The following is a 23,440-nucleotide window of genomic DNA, read 5'->3' on the forward strand; positions in this document are numbered from 1 at the left end:
ATTGCCGGCATTCCCACGATAGTTCCAAACCCATAGCTTCGCTTGTGATGCGAGGTCGTTGCCTCTACCAGCTCAAACATGGTCATTGGGGGCAGTGGGAGAACAGTTTTTTCGACGGGGTATGACCCCAAAAAAGCAGACGTTCTCCCGGCTACCGCCATCGTATAACGGCCATAAAGAAAGGCCAACCAGAACATTCTGGCTGACCTAATAATACGAAATAGCAGTACTGGGTGGGGTTTGTGTTGCTGGGGACTAGATCGAGTGAAATGGAAAGAAATAAAGCCATTAGCTAAAGAAGCAAGTTACCTAAGTACAACATTCACTAGTATTATAATGGGTATTCCATTGTGAGGTCAGGTTAGGGAGATAGGATTGAAGCAAGAAAATCCATCATAGTTTAATGGACGATGTTGTGATTGATAGATAATTGAATTGAAGGAATGGGAATGTCTTAAACGGTCATAACTGACCTTTTGAGACATCCCCATTCTATTATGCATTTGCGGTTTCCACCACATGTCCGATTGTGGACTATGAATCATTCGTGGTTCGACTAGCTTTAACATGTTTAAGCTGGGCAACGATAATGACGCTGATGATGGCCAGAAGGAACCACGAGCTGATCTTACTGAAGCTAACCAGCTGCCAGGTTTCGTGCTGGTCCGGGTATTTCCAGGCATTGAAAAATGTTGATATATTCTCGGCTAACCAGATGAAAAAGCCTACTATAATAAAAGCGAGTGTTAGGGGCATCCGATAAGTTGTAGTCCGCACCCGATAGATGATCCATGTTTTCCAGAAGACAATAAATACAAGCGCCGTCAGCCACCAACGAAAATCGGGAATATAATGATGGGTGAAAAAGTTTAAATAGATTGCTCCGCCTAACAGTACCGAAGGCATAAGCCCAGGCCAGCCGGTCATATCCATCCGCAGTCTCCGCCATATCTGACACATAAAGCTTGCTACGCTTGCATACATAAATCCACTATAGAGCGGAACACCAAGCAGCTTCGTATACCCTGGATCAGGATATGACCACGATCCCATCCATACCTTATATACCTCCAGTACCAAGCCAATAATGTGAAACATGCAAATGACTTTAATTTCATCAAGTGTCTCTAATCCGCTGCGGTACATAAGGTATTGCACTCCAAGCAATAGAAGTAGAATGGCATCATAGCGATGGAGGAAAGGCACCTCGATTACACTGGTGAGGGCTAGAGTAACAAAGATAGCAACAGGAAATATGCAGCTCATCGCCTGATGATAGCCAAAGTGCAGCAGTTGTATTAAAGGCTTCAATTCTGTTCATCTCCTCTCGATGTGAGTCCTTGCTATTATGCACAATATAAGTAATATGGAATTGGATTAGTGAAATAGAATATGTATGATACACCAAATTGAATCTAACACAATTTTTATCGTTTTGCAATATATTAATACCGCAAAACAATTGATTTTTATTATTTTTCAAGCAACTGAATATGTATTTCACAAAAAAAACACATGGTGTTGTTATACTCGCATGTGGGTTGAAACTCATTATTTCTATAATCGCGATTCAATGTCATCCAACTCTACTATAAGCTTTTTGTGAAGCTCCATATTTTGGGATTTACTTTGAATTTTGAAATTTGTTTTTCCGAGAAATGCCATATACACACTACTTAATCCCTGCTTGATATCTTCTTTCTTTCTGTTTCAATAAAGTCATCAAACGCCTGCCTTACATCTTCAGAAAACCCAAATTGTTCGATGCATTGCTTTAAAAGGCCCACAATGTAACTAGCATCCTCATAAAATTCTGCGTTAGCATCCTTCTCTTGATTAGTCATTGAACACCCCGTATAAGTTATTCATATAATAGAGACATTATATTATTTTTTTGTCATGGTCTACCTCCTGCCTCTACCTCTTCCCGGCCTAACGTCCGCCTTACCGAAATCACTTTAACATCCACGAATTAATTAAGTTAGAATTATCTTTACAACAGATTCTCCCCTAATTGCACTGTAAAAAAGTCTACTTCACAGAGTAAGCTCAGGCTGTCGAGAAAGTATCGACTGCCTGATGGCCCTCCTAGGGCCTTATTCTCTGCGCATTGGTGCTCTGCAAGAAGAATAAGACCCTGCCGGACCGTTAATGCCCAGCAATTAGCTCCAAATGGTGCTCAAGCGGGCCTTATTCTCTGCGCATTGGTGCTCTGCAAGAAGAATAAGACCCTGCCGGACCGTTAATGCCTAGCAATTAGCTCCAAATGGTACTCAAGCCGGTGGTTAGCTAATGAATAAGACCCTCCGAGGGCCTTATTCTCTGCGCATTGGTGCTCTGCAAGAAGAATAAGACCCTGCCGGACCGTTAACGCCCAGCAATTAGCTCCAAATGGTGCTCAAGCCGGTGGTTAGCTAATGAATAAGACCCTCCGAGGGCCTTATTCTCTGTGAAATGGTGCTCTGTAAGAAGAATAAGACCCTGCCGGACCGTTAACGCCCAGCAATTAGCTCCAAATGGTGCTCAAGCCGGTGGTTAGCTAATGAATAAGACCCTCCGAGGGCCTTATTCTCTGCGCATTGGTGCTCTGCAAGCAGAATAAGACCCTGCCGGACCGTTAATGCCCAGCAATTAGCTCCAAATGGTACTCAAGCCGAACAAGTGCAGCATAACACAAAAGATTACCTCGATGAGCTAAATACTGCCGTTGCAACCGTCGTCAAACCCAAGGAAAGCGCTAATACCATTGGAGGAGGTGAACGAGGACAAGGAAGTGAAGGTGAGCACAACGGATCCGGACAGCGGATATATGGTTCGTGAGGGCAACCCAGAAGGCTTCTTTATCTGGATCATCGCAAAGTTTGATGTGAAGTACAACCTCATTACCGATGTTTTCGTAACGGCAGGCAATGTCCATAATTCCGTCCCGTATCTCTTTCGATTAGATCGTCAGCGTACACGTTTTGGCTTTCATGTAGAAGCAGTTGCATCAGACCCCAGTTATATGTTACCGAAACGAAAAGATACGATTGAGTGAAGCTTCGCGGATGCTAAACAGCTCCATGGGTTTCACTATTGCCGGTTGCGGGGATTGCGCTATGTAACGGAGCAAGCGCTGATAACCGCAGCCGTGCAGAACATGAAGAAAATCGCCCTCTATCTTGAAAGGAGGGTGCAATAGGAAGATCCCCCTCCTTTAGCTTCATTCAGATCCCCAAAACAAAGAGAAACCCAAACGTCTTGAGACAAGACGTTGGGTTTCTCAACAATCTGATCCTACTCTACAGAGCAGGCCTCAGAAATGAATAACTATAAGAAATCGTTATTGCAATAACCTATGTCACGAATTCAACAACTGGCTTACGGTAACCTCTCAAAAATTTTATTATCCGTGAAGCCTCACTTACTCGTCTCTCTCCGAACGATTGGTGCAATCTCTGTAGCTAGTAGCTCGATGCTTTCAGCAACTTTATGAAAAGGCACACTGCCAATATCAACTTGGGCAAGGAACCGCTTGTGACCAAACAGCTCATATTGACGTAGAATCTTCTCCACGATTTGTTGTGGACTGCCCACGAACAATGCAGTCTCTGGGCTTGCCATTTGTTCAAAATCAGCTGGGGTCATTGAAAATGCCATTCCCCGCTGACGGTTGATAAATGACCGATAATTTAGATAATAAGGGTAATATTCGTCCTTAGCTTGCTGAGTAGTTCTGGCGATGTACCCATGTCCTGTTATCCCTACTTTAAGCTGCTCTACTCCATGGCCAGCCTGTTTGCCGGCCTCGCGATAAGCCTCAACCAGCGGCAGAAATCTCAGAGGATCTCCGCCAAGCATTGCAATGGCCATCCCCACCCCTAGTCTTCCAGCACGGGCTGCGCTTTCCACTGTTCCCCCTACACCAACCCAGATTGGCAGCTGCTCTTGGACAGGTCTGGGAGCAATTTCTGCATTCTTTAGCGCGGAACGAAACTGCCCCTCCCACGTTACTCTTTCCGACTCGTTAAGCTTTAACAACAACTCTAGATTTTCGGCAAACAGAGCGTCGTAATCCATTGTGTCATAACCGAATAGAGGAAATGATTCCACAAACGCCCCTCGACCGGCGATGATTTCCGCGCGTCCATCCGAAATTAAATCCAAAGTCGAGAAATCCTCGAAAAGCCGAACAGGATCCACGGTGCTTAAAACGGTTGTTGTACTTGTTAATTTGATTCTTCGGGTAATCTGGGCGATGGCAGCCAGAACAACAGGTGGGGCTGATGCCGCATAGTCCAACCTGTGATGCTCCCCAACTCCAAATATGTCTAGTCCTGCTTCATCGGCAAGCTTGGCTGCTGCAATAATTTCTTTTATCCTTTGCTGAGCACTGATTGTCTTACCAGTTAGCGGATCAGGGACAATATCCGCAAGTGTGTAGAGACCAATCTCCATGCCATTCTTCGTATGATGTTCCTCTCCCATTACAACCATTCCTCTCCGATAACTTTGTCTCTAGTTGTCCGTTACCTAACCACAATCATTAAATATATGATCAATCCAAAAGCCATGCAGCCTGCGAATTTATAGTTCGGCGCGGCAATCTCGAATACTGATTTCTTAAGTAGACCCGACAACAAATTATTCACAGCCGAAGCCGGCGATACGGGATTGGACAAGGCCCAGCTTCCCAATAACAGCACCGCAAAATAAATCGGGCTTATTTGCACACTGAGGGGATCAATGCCTCCTGCAAGCATAGTTACTGGCACGATTGGATGGAGGCCAATTACAGAGGTACCTGCAATCAGAAGCACGGTAAATAATGAGAATGTGATAAATAATGGCAGCGGAAAAAGATCAAGCACGCTCGGAACAATGGATCCGAACTTCGTTAATCCTATTGAACCGCTGAAGAAGCCGGCTGCCAGAAATAGTGTAATCTCTTTTTGTAAAGCAGGCAATGTAACCGTTACATGATTCCTAAGACCCTCTCTGTACACGGTTATGCCCCCCTTGGCAAGGCACCAGATTAGTGGAAAGAAAACCGCGGTCATACAAATTAATAAAACCATTGGCAGCTCGATCATATGTTCCAAGGCCAAGATGACTATAATGGCAGCTATTAAATACATGCCGAGTCCAACTGGAAAACCCGAGCTTTCCTTATTGTCCTCCGATTGTTCAGTTTCGTCTAGCTCAGCATGATGCAATTCCCGGAAATCGACTGCCCAGCTTACAACGAGGCTAACAATGGCCAACCCAATCATATAAGGCAGAAGGGACGACCAGGCTAGTCCTAACGCTGAGGTCACAAGCGTCATGGCAGCAAAATAAGGCGACCATAGAATCGCCCCCGCAAAGCCTCGGTTCAGCGCATTAGCCAGTAAGCGATTCATACCTGGGTATGGTTTTACATAAACCATTTGATGAACAACAGGTATCGAGCCTACATTGATAAATACGCCCATGATTTGAGTAAGCAGCTGTGTTCCCAAGAATAACGCGGTCTTGCTGCGCAGGTTCGATTCATAAAACCGTTTCAAGGCCCCGATGTATTCGGGAATGCGAACCGGAATCCCGAACAAAGGAGCAAATAGGAACAGCGTAACGATAGTCACATTGACCCCGGCCGACTCGAACCAGATCATTGCGCTCGCTTTCTGAAGCAACAGAAGGACAACCCCTGCAACTATGAAAAAAATCGTGAGCGACAACGTCATACCCTTCAGCTTCGGCAGCAATAAGGCGATTGCAGCAAATACCAATCCTCCTAGAAGAAAGATCAGCGCCTCAACCTGCACCAGCTGCAGAACAATATAAACGGCGGCAATGGAGAATATGGTAATCCTCTCCACTGCAGTTTTAACTGCGGATGTCATCCGATGATCGGCCTTCTTTCATCTCGTCTTAATTGAATTGCCAGCAGCTTAAGCTTAGATTACTGTATTGGTAGCTTCGGTGAAGAAGCGTCGCCTGTCTGCTCGCATCACCCGTTCCCATCGAGAGGAGCAGCGGAATGAAGTGTTCGCTCGTCGGTACGGTATCTTGGGCATGGGGAGCAAGGTCACGATATTGGAACAAAGCTTCCGTATCCCAAGACTCAAGCTTATTCTGTATCCAGTTGTCGAATTGCTGCGCCCACTCGTCAATCTCTTCGGATTGCCATTTCAATCGTCTTAAGTTATGAACGGTTCCCCCGCTGCCGATGATTAGAACATCCTGCTCGCGAAGCTCCCCGAGCGCCTTGCCGATCTGATACTGCTGCTCATTAGGCAGATAAGGATTTACGAGAGGGCGACAACCGGAATATCTGCGTCTGGATATAACAGCTTGAGGACGGCCCAAGCCCCGTGATCCAAGCCTCTTTTATCATTCTGAATGTTCTCAATACCATGCTTGGTGAATAACAATTGAATTTGCTCAACCAGTGAACGATCACTGTGGGCTGGATAAGTCATCTGGTAAAGCTCGTCTTGGAACCCGCCAAAATCATAAATAGTTTCGTACGTTCCAGCAGCGCTAACTGTCTGTACCGTCTCCTCCCAATGAGCGGAGAAGAGTACAATGCTTTCGGTTTAGGTGTATGCTCCTTAAACTTCTTAAGCAGCTCTGTATATTCGTTATCCTCGAGCACGATCGACGGGGCGCCATGCGCGAAAAAATAGGAAGGCATCATGTGTTCTCACTCCTCATTATATATGATTCAGCATCATTCTTAAGCCAATTTATAAAATCTAGCTGGTTTTCTTCGGAAACGCCGTGTTCGGTCGGATATAATTTGAATGTCAAATGGTCTGTTTGCTCCTTCAAATATGCAGCTGTCTCCTGCCCGATCCGAACAGGGAATATTGAATCATATTCACCATGCGATACAAATACCGACATATCCTTCAGACTGCGAAGCGAATACTCCGTTTTCACAAACTCAGGAATATATCCGTTCAACGCAACGATCCCCTTTAACTGTTCCCCATCGTTAGAGAAAGTGTCATGGACAGAATTATACCTTGGCTGAATCCGAGCATATACCTTTTCTGCTCGCAGATGGCAGCTCGATCTCCACGTTTTTTTGTTTGAGGAAACACATCTTGTGTGTCCCTCCGTTTCTTCGTACTCTGTGGCTCCCGATGAGCTCGGCTTGTTCGAGTTTTCGTATGTGCATAGTGACGATGGAGGGGCTGAGCTCTAACTTCGCCGCTATTTCCTTCACACTCATTTCGTTATCGGCAGAAACTCCATAATCCTCCATCTGACTTCACTTGCCAGCGCTTCGTATAATGCCATTTTAATTTCCTTATCTAGCTGCCAGTCTGATTAGATTCTTATATATGTGAATTTACTAATGAGGTGAATGAATGAAGTACAATAACCCGGTCATTAAAGGCTTCTATCCAGACCCCAGTGTTTGCAAAGCAGGCGATACCTATTATCTGGTATGCAGCTCCATGCAGTATTTCCCCGGTGTTCCGCTTTTTGAGAGCAAAGATCTGATTAACTGGAATCAAATCGGCCATTGTTTAACGAGAGAGAGCCAGATCCAGCTTGACAAGGTGAACAGTTCCGGGGGCGTATTCGCTCCTCCATACGGTATAATAACGGGCGATTTTATATGACCACAACTAATGACACAACCCGTCAAAATTTCTATGTTTGGACCGACGATATTTACAGTGAATGGTCTGAACCGGTTTATGTCGACCAGGGTGGGATCGATCCGGATTTGTATTTTGAAAATGGAAGAGCCTTCTTCATGAGCAATGGAACGGACGATAACGGCCTTGGCGGCATCATACAGTGTGAAATCGACATTGAATCGGGCAGCAGGCTGACGCCAAGCCTTTCGATTTGGCAAGGAACGGGAGGACGTTTTCTTGAGGCTCCGCATATGTACAAAATCAACGGTAAGTATTATCTTGTATCCGCTGAAGGTGGAACAGAATTTGGTCATATGGTCACTTATGCCCGCGGGGAGAAGTATTCCTTACACCGGTTATGACCGACTCCCTGATGACGTTGTTCAGAAGGAGAAAAACAGCTTTACTTTTGAAAATACAGAATGGGACAAGGATTGGTGCTACCTTCGTCTGCCGCATTCGCATAATTACTTATTACAACAAGACAAGCTTATACTTACAGGAACTGAAATCACACTTGATCAACCGGATTCCCCTACCTTCATCGGAATCCGTCAAAGGGACTTTAACGCGGTCATTTCATGCGAACTAATCGTTATACAAGGGGAGGCCGGCATCACCCTCTATATGGATGAACATCATCATTATGATTTGGCTATACGCAAGGATACGAATGGATACAAGGTACTCGAGCGCCTTAATATCGGGGATATCAAATCCATTGAACTTGAAGTGGATCTTGGAAGTAACAATCAAGCCACGCTGGTTATACAAGCAAATCATGATCGTTATACCTTCCTCCTTCATGCTGATGGCAAGGACATACACTTAGGCACGGCACAAACAAAATACCTTTCCTCCGAGGTTGCCGGTGGGTTTACAGGCGTTATTATCGGTTTATATGCTTATGGTCAAGGCTCTATGGCCGAGTTCTCGGATTTTAAGTGCGAATATTTATAAGGAAAAAGGGGAGACTTCAATCTCTTTTAAAAAACGGCTGCCGGTTTTCTATCCGGCTGCCGGTTTTTACTAGTGGATGGTGCACTTAGGCACCTTTTTTCTGTAGCTAATGATTTATTTCTTCCCGTTTCACTCGATTCAGTCCCCAGTAACACAAAAGCGACCCACTACTGCTGGTTTTTCCTTGTTCGGTAATGAAGTTCTGCTGTTACTGCTGTTACTGCTATTTCTTCCTTATCATCTCTGATACCCTTTCGAGACTGATTTACACGTCCCCTAGTCTTGACTCAAGCGGTTTCCTTATTCATCTAGCTGGTGGAATACTCTGAGGATTATTAAACACATTTTTTGGATCATACTTGGCTTTCACTCTACGCAGCCTAGGATAGTTCTTACCATAATAAACAGGCCCAGAACATTTAATCCCTTGGTCAGGAACGTTGATATAGGAGCCTACGATATAAGGCTGCAGCTTCTTCCTGGTGTTCCGAGCTAAGGCGATATTCTTAGCTGCATGAGATGGCTTAACCCATGAGCTGTTCCACTCCACATAATATTGAGCTTTACGCCAGTAGAATGCAGTGGCTTTAGGTGCGATACGGCTTATGGCACCACCCCAGTTAAGGAAGAAGAATCCGGCTGGCGTCCCTCCCTCTGCTTTTTCTAGAAACCTGCGCATGACTTTGTAAGCTTTATTCGGGAATGGTCGTCTGCCGAAGCCGCTGGAGAACTGGTTGCTGAACTGTTGGGTAAGAATGGGATCGGGGGCTAATAAAAACTTAGTGGCTTCCAAGTATGGTAGATACCGAATGGTTTTTTGAGTAGGTGTCCCCACACTAAGAATAGGTTGTAATTGGCGCAAGGCTTCCGTTTTAGACCCGAGATACAGCCCCAACATGCTGACATTCCCGCCTTTTTTGGGACCGACACTTAATTCACTGCCCAGCTTGGTGCTGGCGTTAGGAGCCCATTCTTGCCATTTCTTTACGACTTTTTCGAACTGCTCCCATGGCCAGATAATGCTGAATACGGTAGCTTTAACCGGTGCACGCAGTACTTTGAATTTATATTTGGTGTATACGCCAAAGTTACCGCCACCACCACCGCGGGAAGCCCACAGGAGATCGGAGTTGCGTTTTTTGTTGGCCCGGATTACTCTTCCCTTAGCGTCAACCATCTCTAATTCGAGCAGATTATCGCTGATGAGGCCAGTCGTCCTTTGGAGCGGACCAATTCCTCCACCAAGTGTAATTCCACCGATACCAACCGATGGACTGTCACCAAATGGAGCGATAAATCCTTGTCGTGCCAGGGTATCTACAATTCTCCCTACCCGATTACCTGTCTCGACCACAACAGTCCTGCACTTTTTATTTAACTTGATTTTTTTCATTTCGCTAACGTCAATGACAATGCCACCATTGACCTGCGAAAGATTGCTCTCCAAGGCGTGTCTTCCGCTTCTTGGCCGAATGGGTACGTTATTTTTACAGGCCCATTTTATTGCATTTGCTACATCTTTCGTTCTTTGAGCAAAAACAAATACTTTTGGAAATCTGTCGGTATGCGGATCCCAATTCTTCCGAGCTGCTTCATAACCCGGATCTCCCTTGAATATCACTCGCCCAGTAAGCCTCGTTAATGATTTCACATACCCAACTCCCTATGATTAAATGAACGTACATTTCCTTAACAAATTAGGCAGATACCATTTATCGTATGAACGGTTTAACTGGCATGTATGGGCTGCTGCTGATAAGGTATCAAAAAAAGCCGCAATCAAATGATCACGGCTTTCATAATGTTCTATTTCGTTGTCCTACATACACCTGTTTCAGGTAAATCAAGTTCAACTTTTAGAGCAGCCTCATAATCCCCTGCAAGATAGGCCACAACCGATCTTACTTGTTCATAACCGGTTGCCATAAGGAAGGTTGGTGCGCGACCGTAACTCTTCATTCCAACAATATAGAAATCTTTTTCGGAATGTCGTAATTCCCTTTCTCCATGAGGTCGAACTGTACCACAACTATGGACATTAGGGTCGATAAGTGGGGCAAGTGTTTCTGTGCTTTCAGTGGCTTGGTCAATGCTTAGTCTTAATTCACGCAAAAATGAAAAATCAGGACGACTTCCTGTATTTACAATAATCTCATCAATCCCTTGCAGGTCCCTTCTGCCTTCCTTGTTCTCACCGCTAATCGTCATTGTCCCACCTGATTGGCTTAACCGTTGGATTTTAAATGGTGTAACAACCAGGATTTGTTCAGTATCAACCAATTGATGGATGCGACTTCCCAGATCTCCTCTTGCTGCAAGCTGATCCTTCGCTTCTCCGCCATATGCATCCTCCACTCTGTTCTTTCTCATGATCCACCAAATTTTCATATCTGGATCATTCTCTTTCAACTGAGCAAGGTCTAATAATGTATTTATAGCTGAGTGGCCGCCGCCGACAACAACGATGTTTTTGCCTATATATCGTTCCTTGTCTTTTCCCTGAATATCTGGAATACCATAAAAAATATTCTCGCGCATCGCTTGTTCTTCTTTCGACCAGATACCACTTGCATATAGGGGATTCGAGTGCCCCCAAGTTCCAGAAGCGTCGATTACAGCTTTTGCTTCATAACGATGCAGATCACCATTTACTTCTGTGTATATAACGAATGGGCTGCTCTCTCGAAGATCCGACTTCATTTTGTCTATGTCTTTTCTACTAATCGCAAGTACTTTTGTATTTAAAATAAGCTGCGATTTAATCTCTGGCAGATTGGCTAATGGATGCAAGTACTGCTCTAACAGCTCTTGTCCTGTAGGCAATTCATCTGGGAACGGTGCACTCCATCCCTGCTTAGATAACAATCTTTCTGCTGCTTTATCTACATTGTATTGCCAAGGTGAAAACAAGCGTACATGTCCCCATTCCGATACGTTCTGTCCTACTTGCGAGCCTGATTCTAAGAGTATAAACTTTTCACCACGTTCTGCTAAATTTGCTGCTGCAGCTAACCCAACAGGTCCTGCCCCAATGATTGCTACGGGCAAACTATTTGATTTAACGTATGGTTGAATATGAATAACCTGCTTGGTGGATGGTGATCCGCAACAAGATTCTGTTTGTTTAAGCTCCATGTTTTTCATTCTTTTTCCCTCCAGATAAATTCTTTTTCGTTCGTTTTCATCCAACAATTTGTTCATTTGCGCATTTCACGAATTATTTTTTGAGTAATAATCTTAGCATCCCCTCCTGCTCCTCGAATGGTTGCAGATGCAAATGATCGTTGCCCAGTTAGCCCTAAGTAATAAAGTCCAGGCACAATACTACTTACACCAGCTCTCTGGATAGGACTGCCGTCAGGATTTAAAGCACCCAAATCCTTCAGATAAGGAACATGATCACGAAATCCTGTGGCAAAGATGACTGCATGAATGTGTTCAGCATTCCCGCCGGGCCAAATTACCCCATCTGTATTAAAAGCTGTAAACATGGATCGTTGTCGAAGAAATCCTTTTTCAAGCATCCATCTATAATCTCTCGAATCAATAACGGATGTACTTGTTCCAGCTTTCAAACCAAGGCGCCAGAATGGAAAGCGATCCAGCCCTGTTACTGTCAGCCAAAAATGAAGATCTTTTCCAAGAAATTTTTGAGGTACAAATTTAACGGGGTTTAGGGTAGCTAAAGTCGTATTCGTTGACTGACTGAGTTCAGCTCCAATCTGAACAGCTGAATTTCCACGGCCAACAACGATAACATTTTGATTAAGAAATGGTTCCGAGCTTTTATAGTCTGAAGAATGTAGAATCTTCCCAAGGTAATTTTCTGAACCCTTGATATTGGGAATATAAGGCCTCTGAAAGGAGCCCGTAGCCGCAATGACGTTTTTACTGTAGAAGGTTTCATCACTAGCTGTCCGCACGCAGAACACACCTTCCGAACGCTCAATGGACATTACTTTCATTCGATATTTAATAGGTAATTGAAAGGTGCTGGCGTATTGCTTAAGATAGTCCGCTACTTCATCCCTTGAAGGATAACTATTCGCATCTCCTGGAATCATCAAACCGGGTAACGAAGAATATTTCGCGGGTGAGAAAAGCCGTAGACTGTCATAATAAAGTGGCCATGAACCTGCTGCTTCTACTCCTGACTCTACTATTAAGAAGTTAAGTCCTGCTTTTTGTAAATGATATCCTGCCGCGAGCCCAGACTGACCAGCACCTACAACAATTACATCAAACACTTCATTCATCCTAAAGCCTCCTTTATTTGCATTTTGCAAGTATTATCAAAAAAGATATGGAGCAATAAATGATTACCCCATTGGTGTGCAGCACATTTTGGATTTTTTCATACTATCATTAAGTAATTGAATGGAACGTAATACCGTCTCTTTCTCGAACTCATTCATATGCGAGAAAACGTCATCCATATATTCATTCATCATTTGATCAATAGCACCCGATACAAATTGACCTTCCACCGTCAAGTTCAGTATATACACCCTTCGATCTTCAGGTAGTGGAATTTTCTTAACCAAATTTTTTTTGATTAAAGTTTGAACTTGTCTGCTGAATGTAGTGATATCCATCCCAAGTGATTCAGCAACCTGCTGCATGGATGGTTGATTCTGATGAGAAATTTCGAATAGAATATGACTTTGAATTAATGAAATGTCATTGTTCCCAACACTACAGCAGTTTTTATTCAATAATCCAAAACGACGCGCCGTAATTTGCAGCAATTCTCTGGGATTGTTCTCCATTGTGTTCACCTCATGCTATTAGTTATACAATTTATATTTGCAAATTGCAAGTATAAATATTCAATTTCATTTTATATAACTGTGTACTAATATAAGGATTTACTTATATAATCAATGTATAATATACTATGAACGAAGTGATCCTAATGAAATAAGAACCTCACCACATAGAAAGGAATGATTACGTGAATCAAGAGATTGATGTATTAGCAGACACCATGAAGCTGCTCGCAGATAAGACGCGCCTGACCATTATTGCTCTGTTGAAGGAACGAGAGCTGTGTGTATGTGATATTGTCGATTTTCTTCAGACGACGCAGCCTAACATTAGTCAGCATTTGAAGAAACTCAAAAATGGTGGCTTAGTCAATGAAACAAGAAAAAGCCAATGGATTTATTATTCGCTAAATGTTGATGATAAAGCATACCTCAATGGCATTCTAGATGTGCTTCCATCCATGAAGGATAAGTTAGCCGGGCTAAATCAACAATGTTGTAATTAAACAATCAGGAGGAATTATGTTAGTTATTGCATCGATTATTTTCGTCATCACCTTAATCTTTGTCATCTGGCAGCCTAAGGGCTTGAACATTGGCTATTCAGCAGCTGGTGGTGCCATTCTTGCACTTATATTCGGCGTCGTGAACTTTCAAGATGTGTGGGATGTTACTGGAATCGTCTGGAATGCCACTCTCGCCTTCGTTGCCGTCATTCTAATATCACTCATCCTCGATGAGATTGGCTTTTTTGAATGGTCCGCCTTGCATATGGCGCGTTTCGCCAAGGGCAACGGGTATCTTATGTATACGTACGTCATATTGCTCGGTGCTGCAGTGGCCGCTTTCTTCGCTAACGATGGTGCTGCGCTAATCTTAACTCCAATTGTTCTCGCGATGGTAAGAGCCTTGAAATTCGATGATCGAATGATCTTACCTTATATTATGGCAAGTGGCTTTATTTCGGATACGGCCTCCCTTCCACTTGTTGTAAGCAACTTGGTTAATATTGTCTCTTCCGATTTCTTCGGCATCGGCTTTGCTGAATATGCAAGCCGGATGATCGTTCCGACGTTCTTCTCTATCGGAGCAAGTCTGCTTGTTCTGTTCTTATTTTTCCGCAAGAGTATACCTAGGCATTATGATCTTAATCAGCTAAAACTGCCTCATGATGCCATTAAGGATAAACGTATGTTCAAGTTATCTTGGGTCATATTAGCCGTTCTATTGGCTGGTTACCTCCTGAGTGAATTCATTCATATTCCCGTATCCATTATTGCAGGAATAGCGGCTCTGATCTTTATCCTCGTTGCACGTAGAAGTCCAGCTATTCATACGGGTGCTGTCATTAAGGGTGCGCCTTGGTCTGTCGTCGTATTCTCCATCGGTATGTATGTTGTTGTGTATGGGCTGCGTAATGTAGGTCTTACGGATGAGCTTGGCAAGGTATTTCAATGGACTGCAGACCAGGGGCTTCTCGTAGCCACAGTTGGATCAGGGTTTATTGCCGCTATCCTTTCTTCCGTTATGAACAACATGCCTACTGTCATGATTGATGCACTCGCTATCCAGGGAACATCGACAGAGGGTGTCATTCGTGAGGCGCTTATTTATGCGAATGTAATCGGCTCTGATCTTGGACCTAAGATCACCCCAATCGGATCATTGGCAACGCTGCTGTGGCTGCATGTTTTATCTAAGAAAGGTGTCAAGATCACTTGGGGTTACTATTTCAAAGTTGGCATCGTCATTACGGTTCCCGTGTTACTCCTTACTTTGATTGGCCTTTATCTATGGTTAAGCATTATCCACTAAATTAAACTTGAAGGAGAAATGAACAATGGAAAAGAAATTGGTGTATTTTTTATGTACTGGTAACTCTTGTCGGAGTCAAATGGCGGATGGTTTTCTTCAAGCACTGGGCAGTGAGCAATATGAAGTGAAGAGCGCTGGTCTCGAAGCACACGGCCTTAATCCAAGAGCAGTTCAAGTGATGCAAGACGCTGGTATCGATATTAGCCGCAACTCTTCTAATGTTATCGACCCGGAGATTTTAAATCGTGCTACCTATGTCATTACCTTATGTGGTCATGCCGATGAACACTGCCCAGTCATATCTAATCCGAATGTAGTGAAATGGCATTGGGGCTTTGATGATCCTGCTAAGGCGACGGGAACTGAAGAAGAGGTTATGGAACAGTTCAGACAGGTTCGCGATTCAATAAAAGCCCGGATTGAAAAGTTTGTGAAGGAAGGTCAATAAGATGCCTTCTATCAAAAGAATGCATGTAGCCGTCAATTGTACCGATTTGGAGAAGTCCCTCATTTTCTATCGCCAGTTTTTTGGAGAAGAGCCCACTAAAGTGAAGGAGAATTATGCTAAGTTTGAACTAGATAACCCTGCTCTACATTTTTCTCTCAACGTTCGTTCTTTTGATAAGAATGGTGTTCTTAATCATCTTGGCTTCCAAGTAGATCGTACGGAGGATGTATTGGCAATGGGAGAACGGTTAAGACAGGCAGACCTCCTTCTAATCGACGAGATGAATACAACTTGCTGCTATGCTGTTCAAGATAAGGTATGGGTGTACGATCCCGATGGGAACGCTTGGGAGATCTTCTATACGAAAGAAGATTCGGAGTTTGAATCTGCTGGCGATCAACGCGACCTTTCATTATGCTGCGCGCCGCCATCTGCTCCTGTTCAAGTAGATTTCATATCTTTCAGAAAATAAAGCCACTATTATGACGCTAGGAGAGATTTACCCTATGGATAAACAATATCATGCTTTAATCCCTGATCGTATCTTCATGGGTGGAGCAAAAGATGTACAGTCAATGATTGATGATGAGGGTGTTACTATTGTTGTAGATTTGCGTGAAGAAGCAGACCATTGCGCTGGTATTGGGGAAGGCGTGGAATGGATCAACATTCCGCTTGGAGATGATGCAGACTTACCTCAAGAGGAGTTACTTCATCATGCAATTCAAACCGTAGTAAATGCCTACAAAGCTGGTAACAAAGTAGCATTCCACTGCGGAGGCGGCAAGGGTCGTACGGGAACCGTTGCTTATGGTACGCTGGTTGAGCTCGAATTAGCAGCATCAATCGAAGAGGCTGAACAACAAGCACAACAAATCCGTCCCATTCTAAATATTAAACCTGCACAACGTAAATCTTTGGAGAATCTATTTCAATAATGTTTAAGCCGACAGGGGAATGTCTCAAAAGGTCAGTTATGACCTTTTAAGACATTCCCCTTCCTTCAATTCAATTATGTACCACACACAACATCATCCATTAAAGGTATGATGCCAAGCCTTATCTCCTTAACCTGACCTCACAACTGCTAGTGAATGGTGTACTTAGGCACCTTTATTCTTTAGCTAATGACTTTTTTTCTTTCCATTCCACTCGATCTAGTCCCTAGTAACACTAAAGCCACCCACTACTGCTTTATATTCCTTGTTCGGTAATCAAGTTCTGCTGTTACTGCTATTTGTTCCTTATCCTCGCTGATACCCAAGTCTGTGTAGAAGATAGAGAAATAAATTGCTTAACGAAAGAAAATTTGACGTTAGATGACAAAAGTGCGACCTTTGCGAATAAGCTTCCTTTATAATGGCAGGTCCCTGCGTACAAACACATATACTGCCGTACCATACAGGAGCATGCCCGCTATTGCCATAATAATAAAATTCAACAGTACACTAGCCGTCCCTGCAGCTATTTCTCCTGGTTGGAACAAGGAAAGGATAGTCAAATAATCTAACCACTTCAGATTATCCTGCATATTGCCCACAAGTTGAATCATGAAGAATATCACTGAAACAATACCTGAAGCAGCTAGCGCGTGTTTAGCATCATTGAATACGGAAGATAATAAAAAGGAGTAGCCGCTTATAACAAAAAATAGCAAAAAACCAGCAATATTGATCTGTAAGAATGCAGATTTGCTGAAGTCAGTTGCCTCCACTATGAATGGAGCCAGGATTAAGCCGGTAATCGTTGTAACAATCATCATAATCAGAAGTCCAGTCACTAGCATTGTCGCTTGTGTTATCGCAATTTTACGCCGGGATATAGGAGTCGACAGCAGATAAGCCATAGAACCTCGATCGATGTATTGTGCCATTAGCTGATTTGCTGCCAAGACGCACAGGATCATCATAAATATAACGAAGGTAGACCCATAGAAACTGGTTGCCACAAATCCGGTAAGCCCATTTATCCCTTCATTAAAACCAAGTGCATTTCGCATTCCTTCTGGAAGCATTGCGAATGGGTCACTCTCAAGACTTTTCGTATACATTCCCATGATAACAATGATATAGAACAAGATAAGAGCTAGGAAAATAGCAAACAATCGGTACATTCTTCGAAAAGCAGATCGGAAGAGCACGCCATTCATTTACTCACCACCTCCCTGTCATAATAATGCATAAACTTCTCTTCAAGAGTTTGCACACGAATATCAATATTGCTAATTCGGCAATTCGCTAAGCTCTGGATAAAATGATCATAATCCCCTTGCAGAGCAACCTGAATTCTCAGCCCTTCCTCTTTCATTATAGTGAGACCTGAGCGTCTGATGATCTCAATATCATTCATAGAATGAAGTGTGATATCGAATATTTTCCGCTGCATCGATTGCAGCTTGTTAATATCCTCAACCGCAATCAGCTTCCCGTCTTTTATAATACCTGCTCGGCTGCAAGTACGATTAATTTCATCAAAGCTATGAGAGGACATCATTATTGTCTTACCTTGCAGCTTAGCTTCTTGAACAATTTCAACAAAAATACTCTGCATAAGTGGATCAAGACCAGAGGTCGGCTCATCCAGTATAAGAATAGATGGTTCATGCATAAAGGCAGCTACGATCCCTACCTTCTGCTTCATCCCCTTAGACATTTTTCGAATCGGTGTATTCACATCGAATTGAAGTCTCTCAATCAATTGATTCTGATAATGGCTATCCTTCATTCCTCTCATACCCGCAAGCAGATTCAAGAATTGCTTGCCATTCATTCCATCCGGGAAAGCAATCTCACCTGGCAAATAGCCCATATCGCGCTGAATCTCCGCACTCTTGCTCCAGCAATCCAATCCATTAATGAATGCTTTCCCTGAATTGGCTTTTATAAAGCCCATTAGATGTCTAATCGTAGTCGACTTTCCAGCCCCGTTCGGTCCTAGAAAACCAAAAACCTCGCCTTTCTCTATCTCAAAACTGAGATCAAATATGCCTCTCCCGTTGTTAAATATCTTCGTTAATCCTTGTAATTGAATCATTATCCACCCTCCTTATATGATTGAAATGAATGAATTACACCTATATTATTCATATTAATGCATATACACTCTATTGGCAATAATGTTTTGAATATATCCCATTGTATTCATTCAAATCATTGTGTATGCTAAATGAGAGGTGAATGTTATGGATGGCTATCAACAGCGTACAGAAAAAAAGAAAAAGTCAATTATCCAAGCTTCCTTTGAACTATTCTCCACTTATGGAGTGGATAAAGTCAGTCTTGCAGAAATCGCGAAGAGTGCCAAGGTATCCCCTGTCACGATCTATAATTATTTTGGCACTAAGGACGAGCTGGTGAGGAAAGTATTATCTTCCTTCTTAGAAGAGGAATGGGCAAGACAGATTGAACTAATGCGAAGCGATCTGTCCTTCCCCGAAAAGATACGGAGGATGATGTTCGATTCCATTCTATGGACAGAGAAATTAAACAGCACTATTATGCAGCAGTTGCTCTCAGATGACCCGGAGTGGAGAGAACTCGTTGAACAAATCTATGCTGAGGCCGTACCTGAGCTTATACAATTTATTGAGCACGGAAAGACTCAAGGCTATATCGACAAAGATATCTCTACAGATACCATCTTTCTGTACTTTAATCTGATTAAGGAAATGAAGCTTACTAATCTGTTCAAGCAAAGTGTTCAGAATCCTCAGACCATCGAGGAACTGACCCGATTATTCTTTTATGGATTATTGAACCGACAAGTAGATTGATTTTATATATTAGGGATAGACCGGTTGAACTAATCAATCTTTACTTAATATGAAAAGGCCAATTATAATGATATACATAGGAAAATTTTGGTGGAGTCTTATAAATAGTCTCAGGGGGAGTAGAACAGCATGCATCTTTTTAATGAAACATTTATTCAACTGTTAATTTTGTTGGCTTTGTCGATGTTCGTCATCGCTATTGCTAAAAAAATCAATCAGCCTTACTCTATTGCTTTGGTTATCGTAGGCCTTGTGTTAGGTATAACACAAATCCCATTTCTTGAGGAAGCAGAGGTTTATATCACGCAATCTCATGTCTTTCAAGCAGTTATAATCTCTTTGTTCCTACCGATTCTTTTGGGTGATGCTGCACTGAAGCTGCCATTTTCTCATCTAAAAGAACAAAGAAAACCGGTGCTCGCATTAGCTTTTGGAGGAACCTTCCTCTCTTTTATCATTATTGCAGTATCCTGTTACTATTTGCTCAACTTACCTTTGCCGATAGCTTTTACATTTGCAGCTTTGATGAGTGCTACTGATCCGATTAGCGTTATTTCCATCTTCAAATCACTAGGAGTACCCAAATCTATGGTCACGATTATTGAAGGAGAATCTTTATTCAATGATGGAATCGCTGTTGTTTTGTTTCAAATCTCTTCTGTCTATCTTTTAACTTACATGGAAATGGGCTGGGCTGGTGTTGGAAGCGGTCTATGGTTATTCCTTAAATTTGTTATAGGGGGTATGCTAATTGGGGCTGTCTTAGGCTATATTTTTTCACAAATTATACGTTTTTATGATGATTATCCTCTTGAGATCGGCTTCTCTATGCTATTGTTCTTTGGCAGCTATTTCATAGCAGAGCATTTCCATGTATCAGGTGTAATCGCTGTAGTCGTGGGAGGGCTTATCTTTGGAAGCTATGGTGCTAAGATTGGCATGTCAGAAACAACTCAGACGAACATTAATTCATTCTGGGATGTTGTTACTCTAATTGCGAACTCGTTAATCTTCCTGATGATTGGACTGGAAATTAAAAACATTGATTTTAGCGGGAAATGGGGATATATCATTGGTGCAATTCTAATCGTGCTTATTAGTCGTACTATTGCTTTATACGTCAGCATGCTCAGAATCCGCAACTTTCCTGGTTCGTGGAAGGCTGTGCTGAATTGGGGTGGTTTGAAGGGAAGCCTATCTATCGCACTAGCATTAAGCTTGCCGCAATCCTTTGAAGGAAGAGATGATGTCCTCGTTCTGACCTTTAGTGTTGTGCTCTTTTCACTGCTTGTTCAAGGACTAACCATCAAACCTCTTGTGATCAAATTGAAATTAAGTGGAGAAAAAGAAAAAGCGAAAGTATAAAATGAATCCGTAGTCGATACGATGCGTAAAGAGCAAGTTGCTGGTTCATACGCAACTTGCTCTTTTCCTTATATATTTCTATTATTCAGCTGTTAGCGAGTAGCGATAAAGCCTGGTCTTGGCTTACTTGTTGAATAGGGATCTTGAAGCCTATTCTCTACACTGTTGAATACATAGAATGCATTGCTTCGCGGATAAGGGGAGATGTTCCCACTGGAGCCATGCATCAGATTACAATCAAATAACAATACAGAGCCAGCTTTGCCAATTGGCATTTGTATTCCACCTTGGTCAACGAGCTTCGTTAAGCTCTCTTCATCCGGTACCCCGTACTCTTGTCGTCTGAGCGAGTCCTTATAATGATCATCCGGTGTTTCTCCTGTGCAGCTAACAAACAATCGATGAGATCCAGGAATGACCATTAACGCTCCATTGTATAGTAGATTATCTTCAAGTGCTATGGAACAACTGAGAGCTCTCATGCGCGGCATACCATCCTCAGCATGCCAAGTCTCAAAGTCAGAATGCCAGTAGAACTCTTTTCCTTTGAATCCCGGTTTGAAATTAATTCTGGACTGATGGACATAGACGTCACTGCCTAAAATTTGTTCAATAATAGCCAATAATCGAGGAGATGTTGCCAGCTCCCTAAAAGAACCATTTATCTCATGTACAGCAAATATGGATCTTACTTCATCGCTCTCTGGCTCAAGAATCACCTCGGGATTTGTGGAGCCGCGACTATCTATCAGCAGCTGTTTCATTTCCAATTGGAACTGTGTCACTTCTTCCTCACTGAAGAAATTCTCAAGGAATAGATATCCGTTTTCCTCGTAAGAAGCAAGCTCTGCTAGACCAATTTCATTCTGATCGAGCACTGTATTGTGCACGACAGGATCTTTGCGCTCTAATAGCCTAGGAGTGGCATACTTGCGAGTAGGGTAATCATCCAATACTTGATTTGTAGTCATATCAACAAAACTCCTTTTTTATTCAGATGGTTTGGGAAGAGTCCGCATATGCCCCTTCTTCATCATGGACCTCTTGCCCTGTACAAGGCGGATTAAATACGCATACCATTCTCATTTCCGTTGTTCCGCGCAGCAAATGCTTTTCATGACCATTAAGTACATATAACATCCCCTCGCGAATCGGGAACTTTTCCTTCGTTTCCATTAACTCGATTTCGCCTTCTCCCTCAATGCAATAGACTGCTTCAATATGGTGCTTATACCAAATCATCGTCTCTGTCCCTGCTTTAATTCGTGTATCGTGTAAAGAAAAACCAACACCATCCTCTTTTAACAACAACCTTCGGCTGTTCCAAGTGGGAGTATCCACATCATGAATGCTTCCGATCCGTTCCTCCAAGTACCTCACTATCATGCCAATTCTCTCCTTTTATAGCTGGGCTATAGGCGCTTTTTGCTCAGCTGCTATCTCTTGGATACATTCATTTAATAGATGGAGCCCTAAATTCAAGCCTTCCTCGTCTATCGTAAGTGGCGGCATCAGTTTAATGACCTCACTATCGGTTCCTGAGGTTTCCAGAATTAGTCCTCGCTCAAAAGCAAGCATGGATATTCTCTCAGCAATGCCAGGCTCGAAAGCAATACCCTGCATTAAGCCGATCCCTCTTCTTTCGCCTTTTAATTCAGGGAATCGTTGAACGATTGCCTCTAATGTATGTTGTACTAAGGCAGACTTTGTTGCGATCTCCGCAGAAAATTGAGGAGTCCTCCAGTAATTCAGTGCTTCTGCAGCCGTTATAAAAGCAGCATTATTGCCACGGAACGTCCCGTTGTGCTCACCAGGACCAAACAGATCGAGCTCTGGCTTCATTAGAGTAAGTGCCATTGGAAGCCCGTAGCCGCCAATGGACTTGGACAAACATATAATATCTGGTGACAATCCACCTCGTTCAAAGCTGAAGAATGGTCCCGTTCTTCCACAGCCCATCTGCACATCGTCCACAATAAGCAGCATTCCATATTGTTTGCATAATTTCTCCAGTCTGATCAACCACTCTGTACTGGCGACATTTATGCCTCCTTCCCCCTGAAGGGTCTCAACAATCACTGCTGCAGGCAGCGATATCCCGCTTCCGCTGTCTTTCAAAAAGTTCTCAATGAACTCCAATGTATTGGTATCCTTACCCATATAGCCGTCATAAGGCATAGATACTGAATGGTGTAGGGGGACACCAGCACCGCCTCTTTTGAATTTATTGCCCGTAACAGCAAGCGCCCCTAATGTCATGCCATGAAAAGCATTTGTGAAGCTCATAACGGTTTGCCGTCCAGTAGCCTTTCGGGCAAGCTTCAATGCGCTTTCCACGGCATTCGTTCCTGTCGGTCCTGGAAACATGATTTTATAATCCATATTTCTTGGTTTTAGAATGACATCATGAAACTTTGTCAAGAATTGCTCTTTTGCCTCAGTAGCCATATCCAAGCTGTGTATGATACCATCATCCATTAAATAGTCAATCAGCTTAGCCTTCATAATCGGATGATTATGCCCATAGTTTAATGCTCCTGCACCTGAAAAAAAATCAATATAAGACTTGCCTTCCATATTCCACAGTAGATATCCGGAAGCTTTGTGAAACTTTGTGGGAAAAGAGCGGCTGTAGCTTCTAACCTCCGACTCCAACTGTTTAAAAACCTTTAACTCATCTGTATTATTCATATAT

Annotated in this window: 26 protein-coding genes and 2 pseudogenes; 11 read left to right on the forward strand and 17 right to left on the reverse strand. The window is 43.1% G+C overall.

Features of this window, described 5'->3' with window-relative positions; translation table 11 throughout:
* Positions 1-534: 534 nt before the first annotated feature.
* A complete protein-coding gene (locus AC6ESP_RS25230; RefSeq protein WP_497099497.1) occupies positions 535-1,311 on the reverse strand; it encodes a DUF817 domain-containing protein in 777 nt (258 codons plus the stop codon).
* A 365-nt stretch (positions 1,312-1,676) separates the two neighbouring features.
* Positions 1,677-1,844 carry a hypothetical protein gene (locus AC6ESP_RS25235; RefSeq protein ID WP_497099498.1) on the reverse strand — a complete coding sequence of 56 codons (168 nt, stop codon included), beginning with the start codon at positions 1,842-1,844 and terminating at the stop codon, positions 1,677-1,679.
* Between the two features lie 911 nt (positions 1,845-2,755).
* Between AC6ESP_RS25235 and AC6ESP_RS25240 the strand changes: the two genes are divergently transcribed.
* Together AC6ESP_RS25240 and AC6ESP_RS25245 are read left to right on the forward strand one after the other, a co-directional pair.
* Positions 2,756-3,037, forward strand: a complete 282-nt coding sequence (locus tag AC6ESP_RS25240) for a hypothetical protein (protein ID WP_497099499.1) — start codon at positions 2,756-2,758, stop codon at positions 3,035-3,037.
* Positions 3,038-3,163 (forward strand): annotated as a pseudogene (locus tag AC6ESP_RS25245) (transposase); the annotation flags it as partial. It abuts the gene before it with no gap.
* Positions 3,164-3,399: 236 nt separating this feature from the next.
* On the opposite strand, the gene AC6ESP_RS25250 reads toward AC6ESP_RS25245, so the two are convergent.
* The 6 genes from AC6ESP_RS25250 to AC6ESP_RS25275 all read right to left on the reverse strand — a co-directional run bounded on the left by AC6ESP_RS25250 (position 3,400) and on the right by AC6ESP_RS25275 (position 7,234).
* Positions 3,400-4,467: an LLM class flavin-dependent oxidoreductase gene (locus AC6ESP_RS25250; RefSeq protein ID WP_497099548.1), complete on the reverse strand. Its 1,068-nt coding sequence runs from the start codon at positions 4,465-4,467 to the stop codon at positions 3,400-3,402.
* A 41-nt stretch (positions 4,468-4,508) separates the two neighbouring features.
* Positions 4,509-5,864 (reverse strand): hypothetical protein, encoded by a 1,356-nt coding sequence (locus AC6ESP_RS25255; protein ID WP_497099500.1) that lies wholly within the window; start codon positions 5,862-5,864, stop codon positions 4,509-4,511.
* A 28-nt stretch (positions 5,865-5,892) separates the two neighbouring features.
* Positions 5,893-6,330, reverse strand: a complete 438-nt coding sequence (locus AC6ESP_RS25260) for a DODA-type extradiol aromatic ring-opening family dioxygenase (RefSeq protein ID WP_497099501.1) — start codon at positions 6,328-6,330, stop codon at positions 5,893-5,895.
* Complete coding sequence (locus AC6ESP_RS25265; protein WP_497099549.1) at positions 6,270-6,551, reverse strand: DODA-type extradiol aromatic ring-opening family dioxygenase; 282 nt, start codon at positions 6,549-6,551, stop codon at positions 6,270-6,272. Before AC6ESP_RS25265 ends, AC6ESP_RS25260 begins: the two co-directional genes overlap by 61 nt.
* A 106-nt stretch (positions 6,552-6,657) precedes the next feature.
* A complete protein-coding gene (locus AC6ESP_RS25270) occupies positions 6,658-6,906 on the reverse strand; it encodes an alpha/beta hydrolase (RefSeq protein WP_497099550.1) in 249 nt (82 codons plus the stop codon).
* 79 nt (positions 6,907-6,985) lie between these two features.
* Positions 6,986-7,234, reverse strand: a complete 249-nt coding sequence (locus tag AC6ESP_RS25275; RefSeq protein WP_497099502.1) for an ArsR/SmtB family transcription factor — start codon at positions 7,232-7,234, stop codon at positions 6,986-6,988.
* A 106-nt stretch (positions 7,235-7,340) separates the two neighbouring features.
* Here AC6ESP_RS25275 and AC6ESP_RS25280 point away from each other — a divergent pair.
* Positions 7,341-7,981 (forward strand): annotated as a pseudogene (locus AC6ESP_RS25280) (glycoside hydrolase family 43 protein).
* The gene (locus tag AC6ESP_RS25285; RefSeq protein ID WP_497099551.1) at positions 7,944-8,579 is read left to right on the forward strand and encodes a beta-xylosidase family glycoside hydrolase; all 636 of its coding nucleotides are present in this window, start codon (positions 7,944-7,946) and stop codon (positions 8,577-8,579) included. The pseudogene AC6ESP_RS25280 and the gene AC6ESP_RS25285 overlap by 38 nt, the downstream one beginning before the upstream one ends.
* A gap of 304 nt (positions 8,580-8,883) precedes the next feature.
* Here AC6ESP_RS25285 and AC6ESP_RS25290 read toward each other — a convergent pair whose 3' ends face one another.
* The 4 genes from AC6ESP_RS25290 to AC6ESP_RS25305 form a co-directional block, all read right to left on the reverse strand.
* Entirely contained in the window at positions 8,884-10,230 is a 1,347-nt protein-coding gene (locus AC6ESP_RS25290; RefSeq protein ID WP_497099503.1) for an FAD-binding oxidoreductase, read from the reverse strand.
* 155 nt (positions 10,231-10,385) lie between these two features.
* Positions 10,386-11,723 (reverse strand): FAD-dependent oxidoreductase, encoded by a 1,338-nt coding sequence (locus AC6ESP_RS25295; RefSeq protein ID WP_497099552.1) that lies wholly within the window; start codon positions 11,721-11,723, stop codon positions 10,386-10,388.
* A gap of 53 nt (positions 11,724-11,776) precedes the next feature.
* Entirely contained in the window at positions 11,777-12,835 is a 1,059-nt protein-coding gene (locus tag AC6ESP_RS25300) for a flavin-containing monooxygenase (RefSeq protein ID WP_497099504.1), read from the reverse strand.
* Between the two features lie 63 nt (positions 12,836-12,898).
* Positions 12,899-13,348 (reverse strand): MarR family winged helix-turn-helix transcriptional regulator, encoded by a 450-nt coding sequence (locus tag AC6ESP_RS25305; protein WP_497099505.1) that lies wholly within the window; start codon positions 13,346-13,348, stop codon positions 12,899-12,901.
* 218 nt (positions 13,349-13,566) lie between these two features.
* On the opposite strand from AC6ESP_RS25305, the gene AC6ESP_RS25310 reads away from it, so the two are divergent.
* The 5 genes from AC6ESP_RS25310 to AC6ESP_RS25330 are packed head-to-tail and all read left to right on the forward strand — an operon-like array spanning position 13,567 to position 16,546.
* Complete coding sequence (locus AC6ESP_RS25310) at positions 13,567-13,851, forward strand: ArsR/SmtB family transcription factor (protein WP_497099553.1); 285 nt, start codon at positions 13,567-13,569, stop codon at positions 13,849-13,851.
* A gap of 16 nt (positions 13,852-13,867) precedes the next feature.
* Positions 13,868-15,160, forward strand: coding sequence for an arsenic transporter (locus AC6ESP_RS25315; RefSeq protein ID WP_497099506.1), 1,293 nt, complete (start codon positions 13,868-13,870; stop codon positions 15,158-15,160).
* A gap of 25 nt (positions 15,161-15,185) precedes the next feature.
* Positions 15,186-15,608, forward strand: a complete 423-nt coding sequence (gene arsC / locus AC6ESP_RS25320; protein WP_497099507.1) for an arsenate reductase (thioredoxin) — start codon at positions 15,186-15,188, stop codon at positions 15,606-15,608.
* A gap of 1 nt (position 15,609) precedes the next feature.
* Positions 15,610-16,080 (forward strand): ArsI/CadI family heavy metal resistance metalloenzyme, encoded by a 471-nt coding sequence (locus AC6ESP_RS25325; protein WP_497099508.1) that lies wholly within the window; start codon positions 15,610-15,612, stop codon positions 16,078-16,080.
* Positions 16,081-16,114: 34 nt separating this feature from the next.
* Positions 16,115-16,546, forward strand: coding sequence for a protein-tyrosine phosphatase family protein (locus AC6ESP_RS25330; RefSeq protein WP_497099509.1), 432 nt, complete (start codon positions 16,115-16,117; stop codon positions 16,544-16,546).
* A 416-nt stretch (positions 16,547-16,962) separates the two neighbouring features.
* Here the strand turns inward: AC6ESP_RS25330 and AC6ESP_RS25335 are convergent, their stop codons facing one another.
* Together AC6ESP_RS25335 and AC6ESP_RS25340 are read right to left on the reverse strand one after the other, a co-directional pair.
* The gene (locus AC6ESP_RS25335) at positions 16,963-17,757 is read right to left on the reverse strand and encodes an ABC transporter permease subunit (RefSeq protein WP_497099510.1); all 795 of its coding nucleotides are present in this window, start codon (positions 17,755-17,757) and stop codon (positions 16,963-16,965) included.
* The gene (locus tag AC6ESP_RS25340; RefSeq protein WP_497099511.1) at positions 17,754-18,641 is read right to left on the reverse strand and encodes an ABC transporter ATP-binding protein; all 888 of its coding nucleotides are present in this window, start codon (positions 18,639-18,641) and stop codon (positions 17,754-17,756) included. Before AC6ESP_RS25340 ends, AC6ESP_RS25335 begins: the two co-directional genes overlap by 4 nt.
* Before the next feature lie 148 nt (positions 18,642-18,789).
* Here AC6ESP_RS25340 and AC6ESP_RS25345 point away from each other — a divergent pair, with 148 nt between their 5' ends.
* The gene (locus AC6ESP_RS25345) at positions 18,790-19,380 is read left to right on the forward strand and encodes a TetR/AcrR family transcriptional regulator (protein ID WP_497099512.1); all 591 of its coding nucleotides are present in this window, start codon (positions 18,790-18,792) and stop codon (positions 19,378-19,380) included.
* A 129-nt stretch (positions 19,381-19,509) separates the two neighbouring features.
* The gene (locus AC6ESP_RS25350; protein ID WP_497099513.1) at positions 19,510-20,745 is read left to right on the forward strand and encodes a cation:proton antiporter; all 1,236 of its coding nucleotides are present in this window, start codon (positions 19,510-19,512) and stop codon (positions 20,743-20,745) included.
* Positions 20,746-20,837: 92 nt separating this feature from the next.
* Here AC6ESP_RS25350 and thpD read toward each other — a convergent pair whose 3' ends face one another.
* The 3 genes from thpD to ectB are packed head-to-tail and all read right to left on the reverse strand — an operon-like array spanning position 20,838 to position 23,436.
* Positions 20,838-21,716, reverse strand: a complete 879-nt coding sequence (gene thpD, locus AC6ESP_RS25355) for an ectoine hydroxylase (protein WP_497099514.1) — start codon at positions 21,714-21,716, stop codon at positions 20,838-20,840.
* A 22-nt stretch (positions 21,717-21,738) separates the two neighbouring features.
* Complete coding sequence (locus AC6ESP_RS25360) at positions 21,739-22,131, reverse strand: ectoine synthase (protein ID WP_497099515.1); 393 nt, start codon at positions 22,129-22,131, stop codon at positions 21,739-21,741.
* Between the two features lie 15 nt (positions 22,132-22,146).
* On the reverse strand, positions 22,147-23,436 hold the full coding sequence (gene ectB / locus AC6ESP_RS25365; protein ID WP_497099516.1) for a diaminobutyrate--2-oxoglutarate transaminase: 1,290 nt from the start codon (positions 23,434-23,436) through the stop codon (positions 22,147-22,149).
* Positions 23,437-23,440 lie beyond the last annotated feature (4 nt).

It is taken from the genome of Paenibacillus xinjiangensis, from assembly GCF_059686975.1.

Bases quoted from the DNA above. Each gene is read 5' to 3' on its own strand.
- AC6ESP_RS25235 (WP_497099498.1), bottom strand. From the start codon at position 1,844: ATGACTAATCAAGAGAAGGATGCTAACGCAGAATTTTATGAGGATGCT.
- AC6ESP_RS25250 (WP_497099548.1), bottom strand. From the start codon at position 4,467: ATGGGAGAGGAACATCATACGAAGAATGGCATGGAGATTGGTCTCTAC.
- AC6ESP_RS25255 (WP_497099500.1), bottom strand. From the start codon at position 5,864: ATGACATCCGCAGTTAAAACTGCAGTGGAGAGGATTACCATATTCTCC.
- AC6ESP_RS25275 (WP_497099502.1), bottom strand. From the start codon at position 7,234: ATGGAGGATTATGGAGTTTCTGCCGATAACGAAATGAGTGTGAAGGAA.
- AC6ESP_RS25285 (WP_497099551.1), top strand. From the start codon at position 7,944: ATGCCCGCGGGGAGAAGTATTCCTTACACCGGTTATGACCGACTCCCT.
- AC6ESP_RS25295 (WP_497099552.1), bottom strand. From the start codon at position 11,723: ATGAAAAACATGGAGCTTAAACAAACAGAATCTTGTTGCGGATCACCA.
- AC6ESP_RS25300 (WP_497099504.1), bottom strand. From the start codon at position 12,835: ATGAATGAAGTGTTTGATGTAATTGTTGTAGGTGCTGGTCAGTCTGGG.
- AC6ESP_RS25305 (WP_497099505.1), bottom strand. From the start codon at position 13,348: ATGGAGAACAATCCCAGAGAATTGCTGCAAATTACGGCGCGTCGTTTT.
- AC6ESP_RS25310 (WP_497099553.1), top strand. From the start codon at position 13,567: ATGAAGCTGCTCGCAGATAAGACGCGCCTGACCATTATTGCTCTGTTG.
- AC6ESP_RS25315 (WP_497099506.1), top strand. From the start codon at position 13,868: ATGTTAGTTATTGCATCGATTATTTTCGTCATCACCTTAATCTTTGTC.
- arsC (WP_497099507.1), top strand. From the start codon at position 15,186: ATGGAAAAGAAATTGGTGTATTTTTTATGTACTGGTAACTCTTGTCGG.
- AC6ESP_RS25325 (WP_497099508.1), top strand. From the start codon at position 15,610: ATGCCTTCTATCAAAAGAATGCATGTAGCCGTCAATTGTACCGATTTG.
- AC6ESP_RS25330 (WP_497099509.1), top strand. From the start codon at position 16,115: ATGGATAAACAATATCATGCTTTAATCCCTGATCGTATCTTCATGGGT.
- AC6ESP_RS25335 (WP_497099510.1), bottom strand. From the start codon at position 17,757: ATGAATGGCGTGCTCTTCCGATCTGCTTTTCGAAGAATGTACCGATTG.
- AC6ESP_RS25340 (WP_497099511.1), bottom strand. From the start codon at position 18,641: ATGATTCAATTACAAGGATTAACGAAGATATTTAACAACGGGAGAGGC.
- AC6ESP_RS25345 (WP_497099512.1), top strand. From the start codon at position 18,790: ATGGATGGCTATCAACAGCGTACAGAAAAAAAGAAAAAGTCAATTATC.
- AC6ESP_RS25350 (WP_497099513.1), top strand. From the start codon at position 19,510: ATGCATCTTTTTAATGAAACATTTATTCAACTGTTAATTTTGTTGGCT.
- thpD (WP_497099514.1), bottom strand. From the start codon at position 21,716: ATGACTACAAATCAAGTATTGGATGATTACCCTACTCGCAAGTATGCC.
- AC6ESP_RS25360 (WP_497099515.1), bottom strand. From the start codon at position 22,131: ATGATAGTGAGGTACTTGGAGGAACGGATCGGAAGCATTCATGATGTG.
- ectB (WP_497099516.1), bottom strand. From the start codon at position 23,436: ATGAATAATACAGATGAGTTAAAGGTTTTTAAACAGTTGGAGTCGGAG.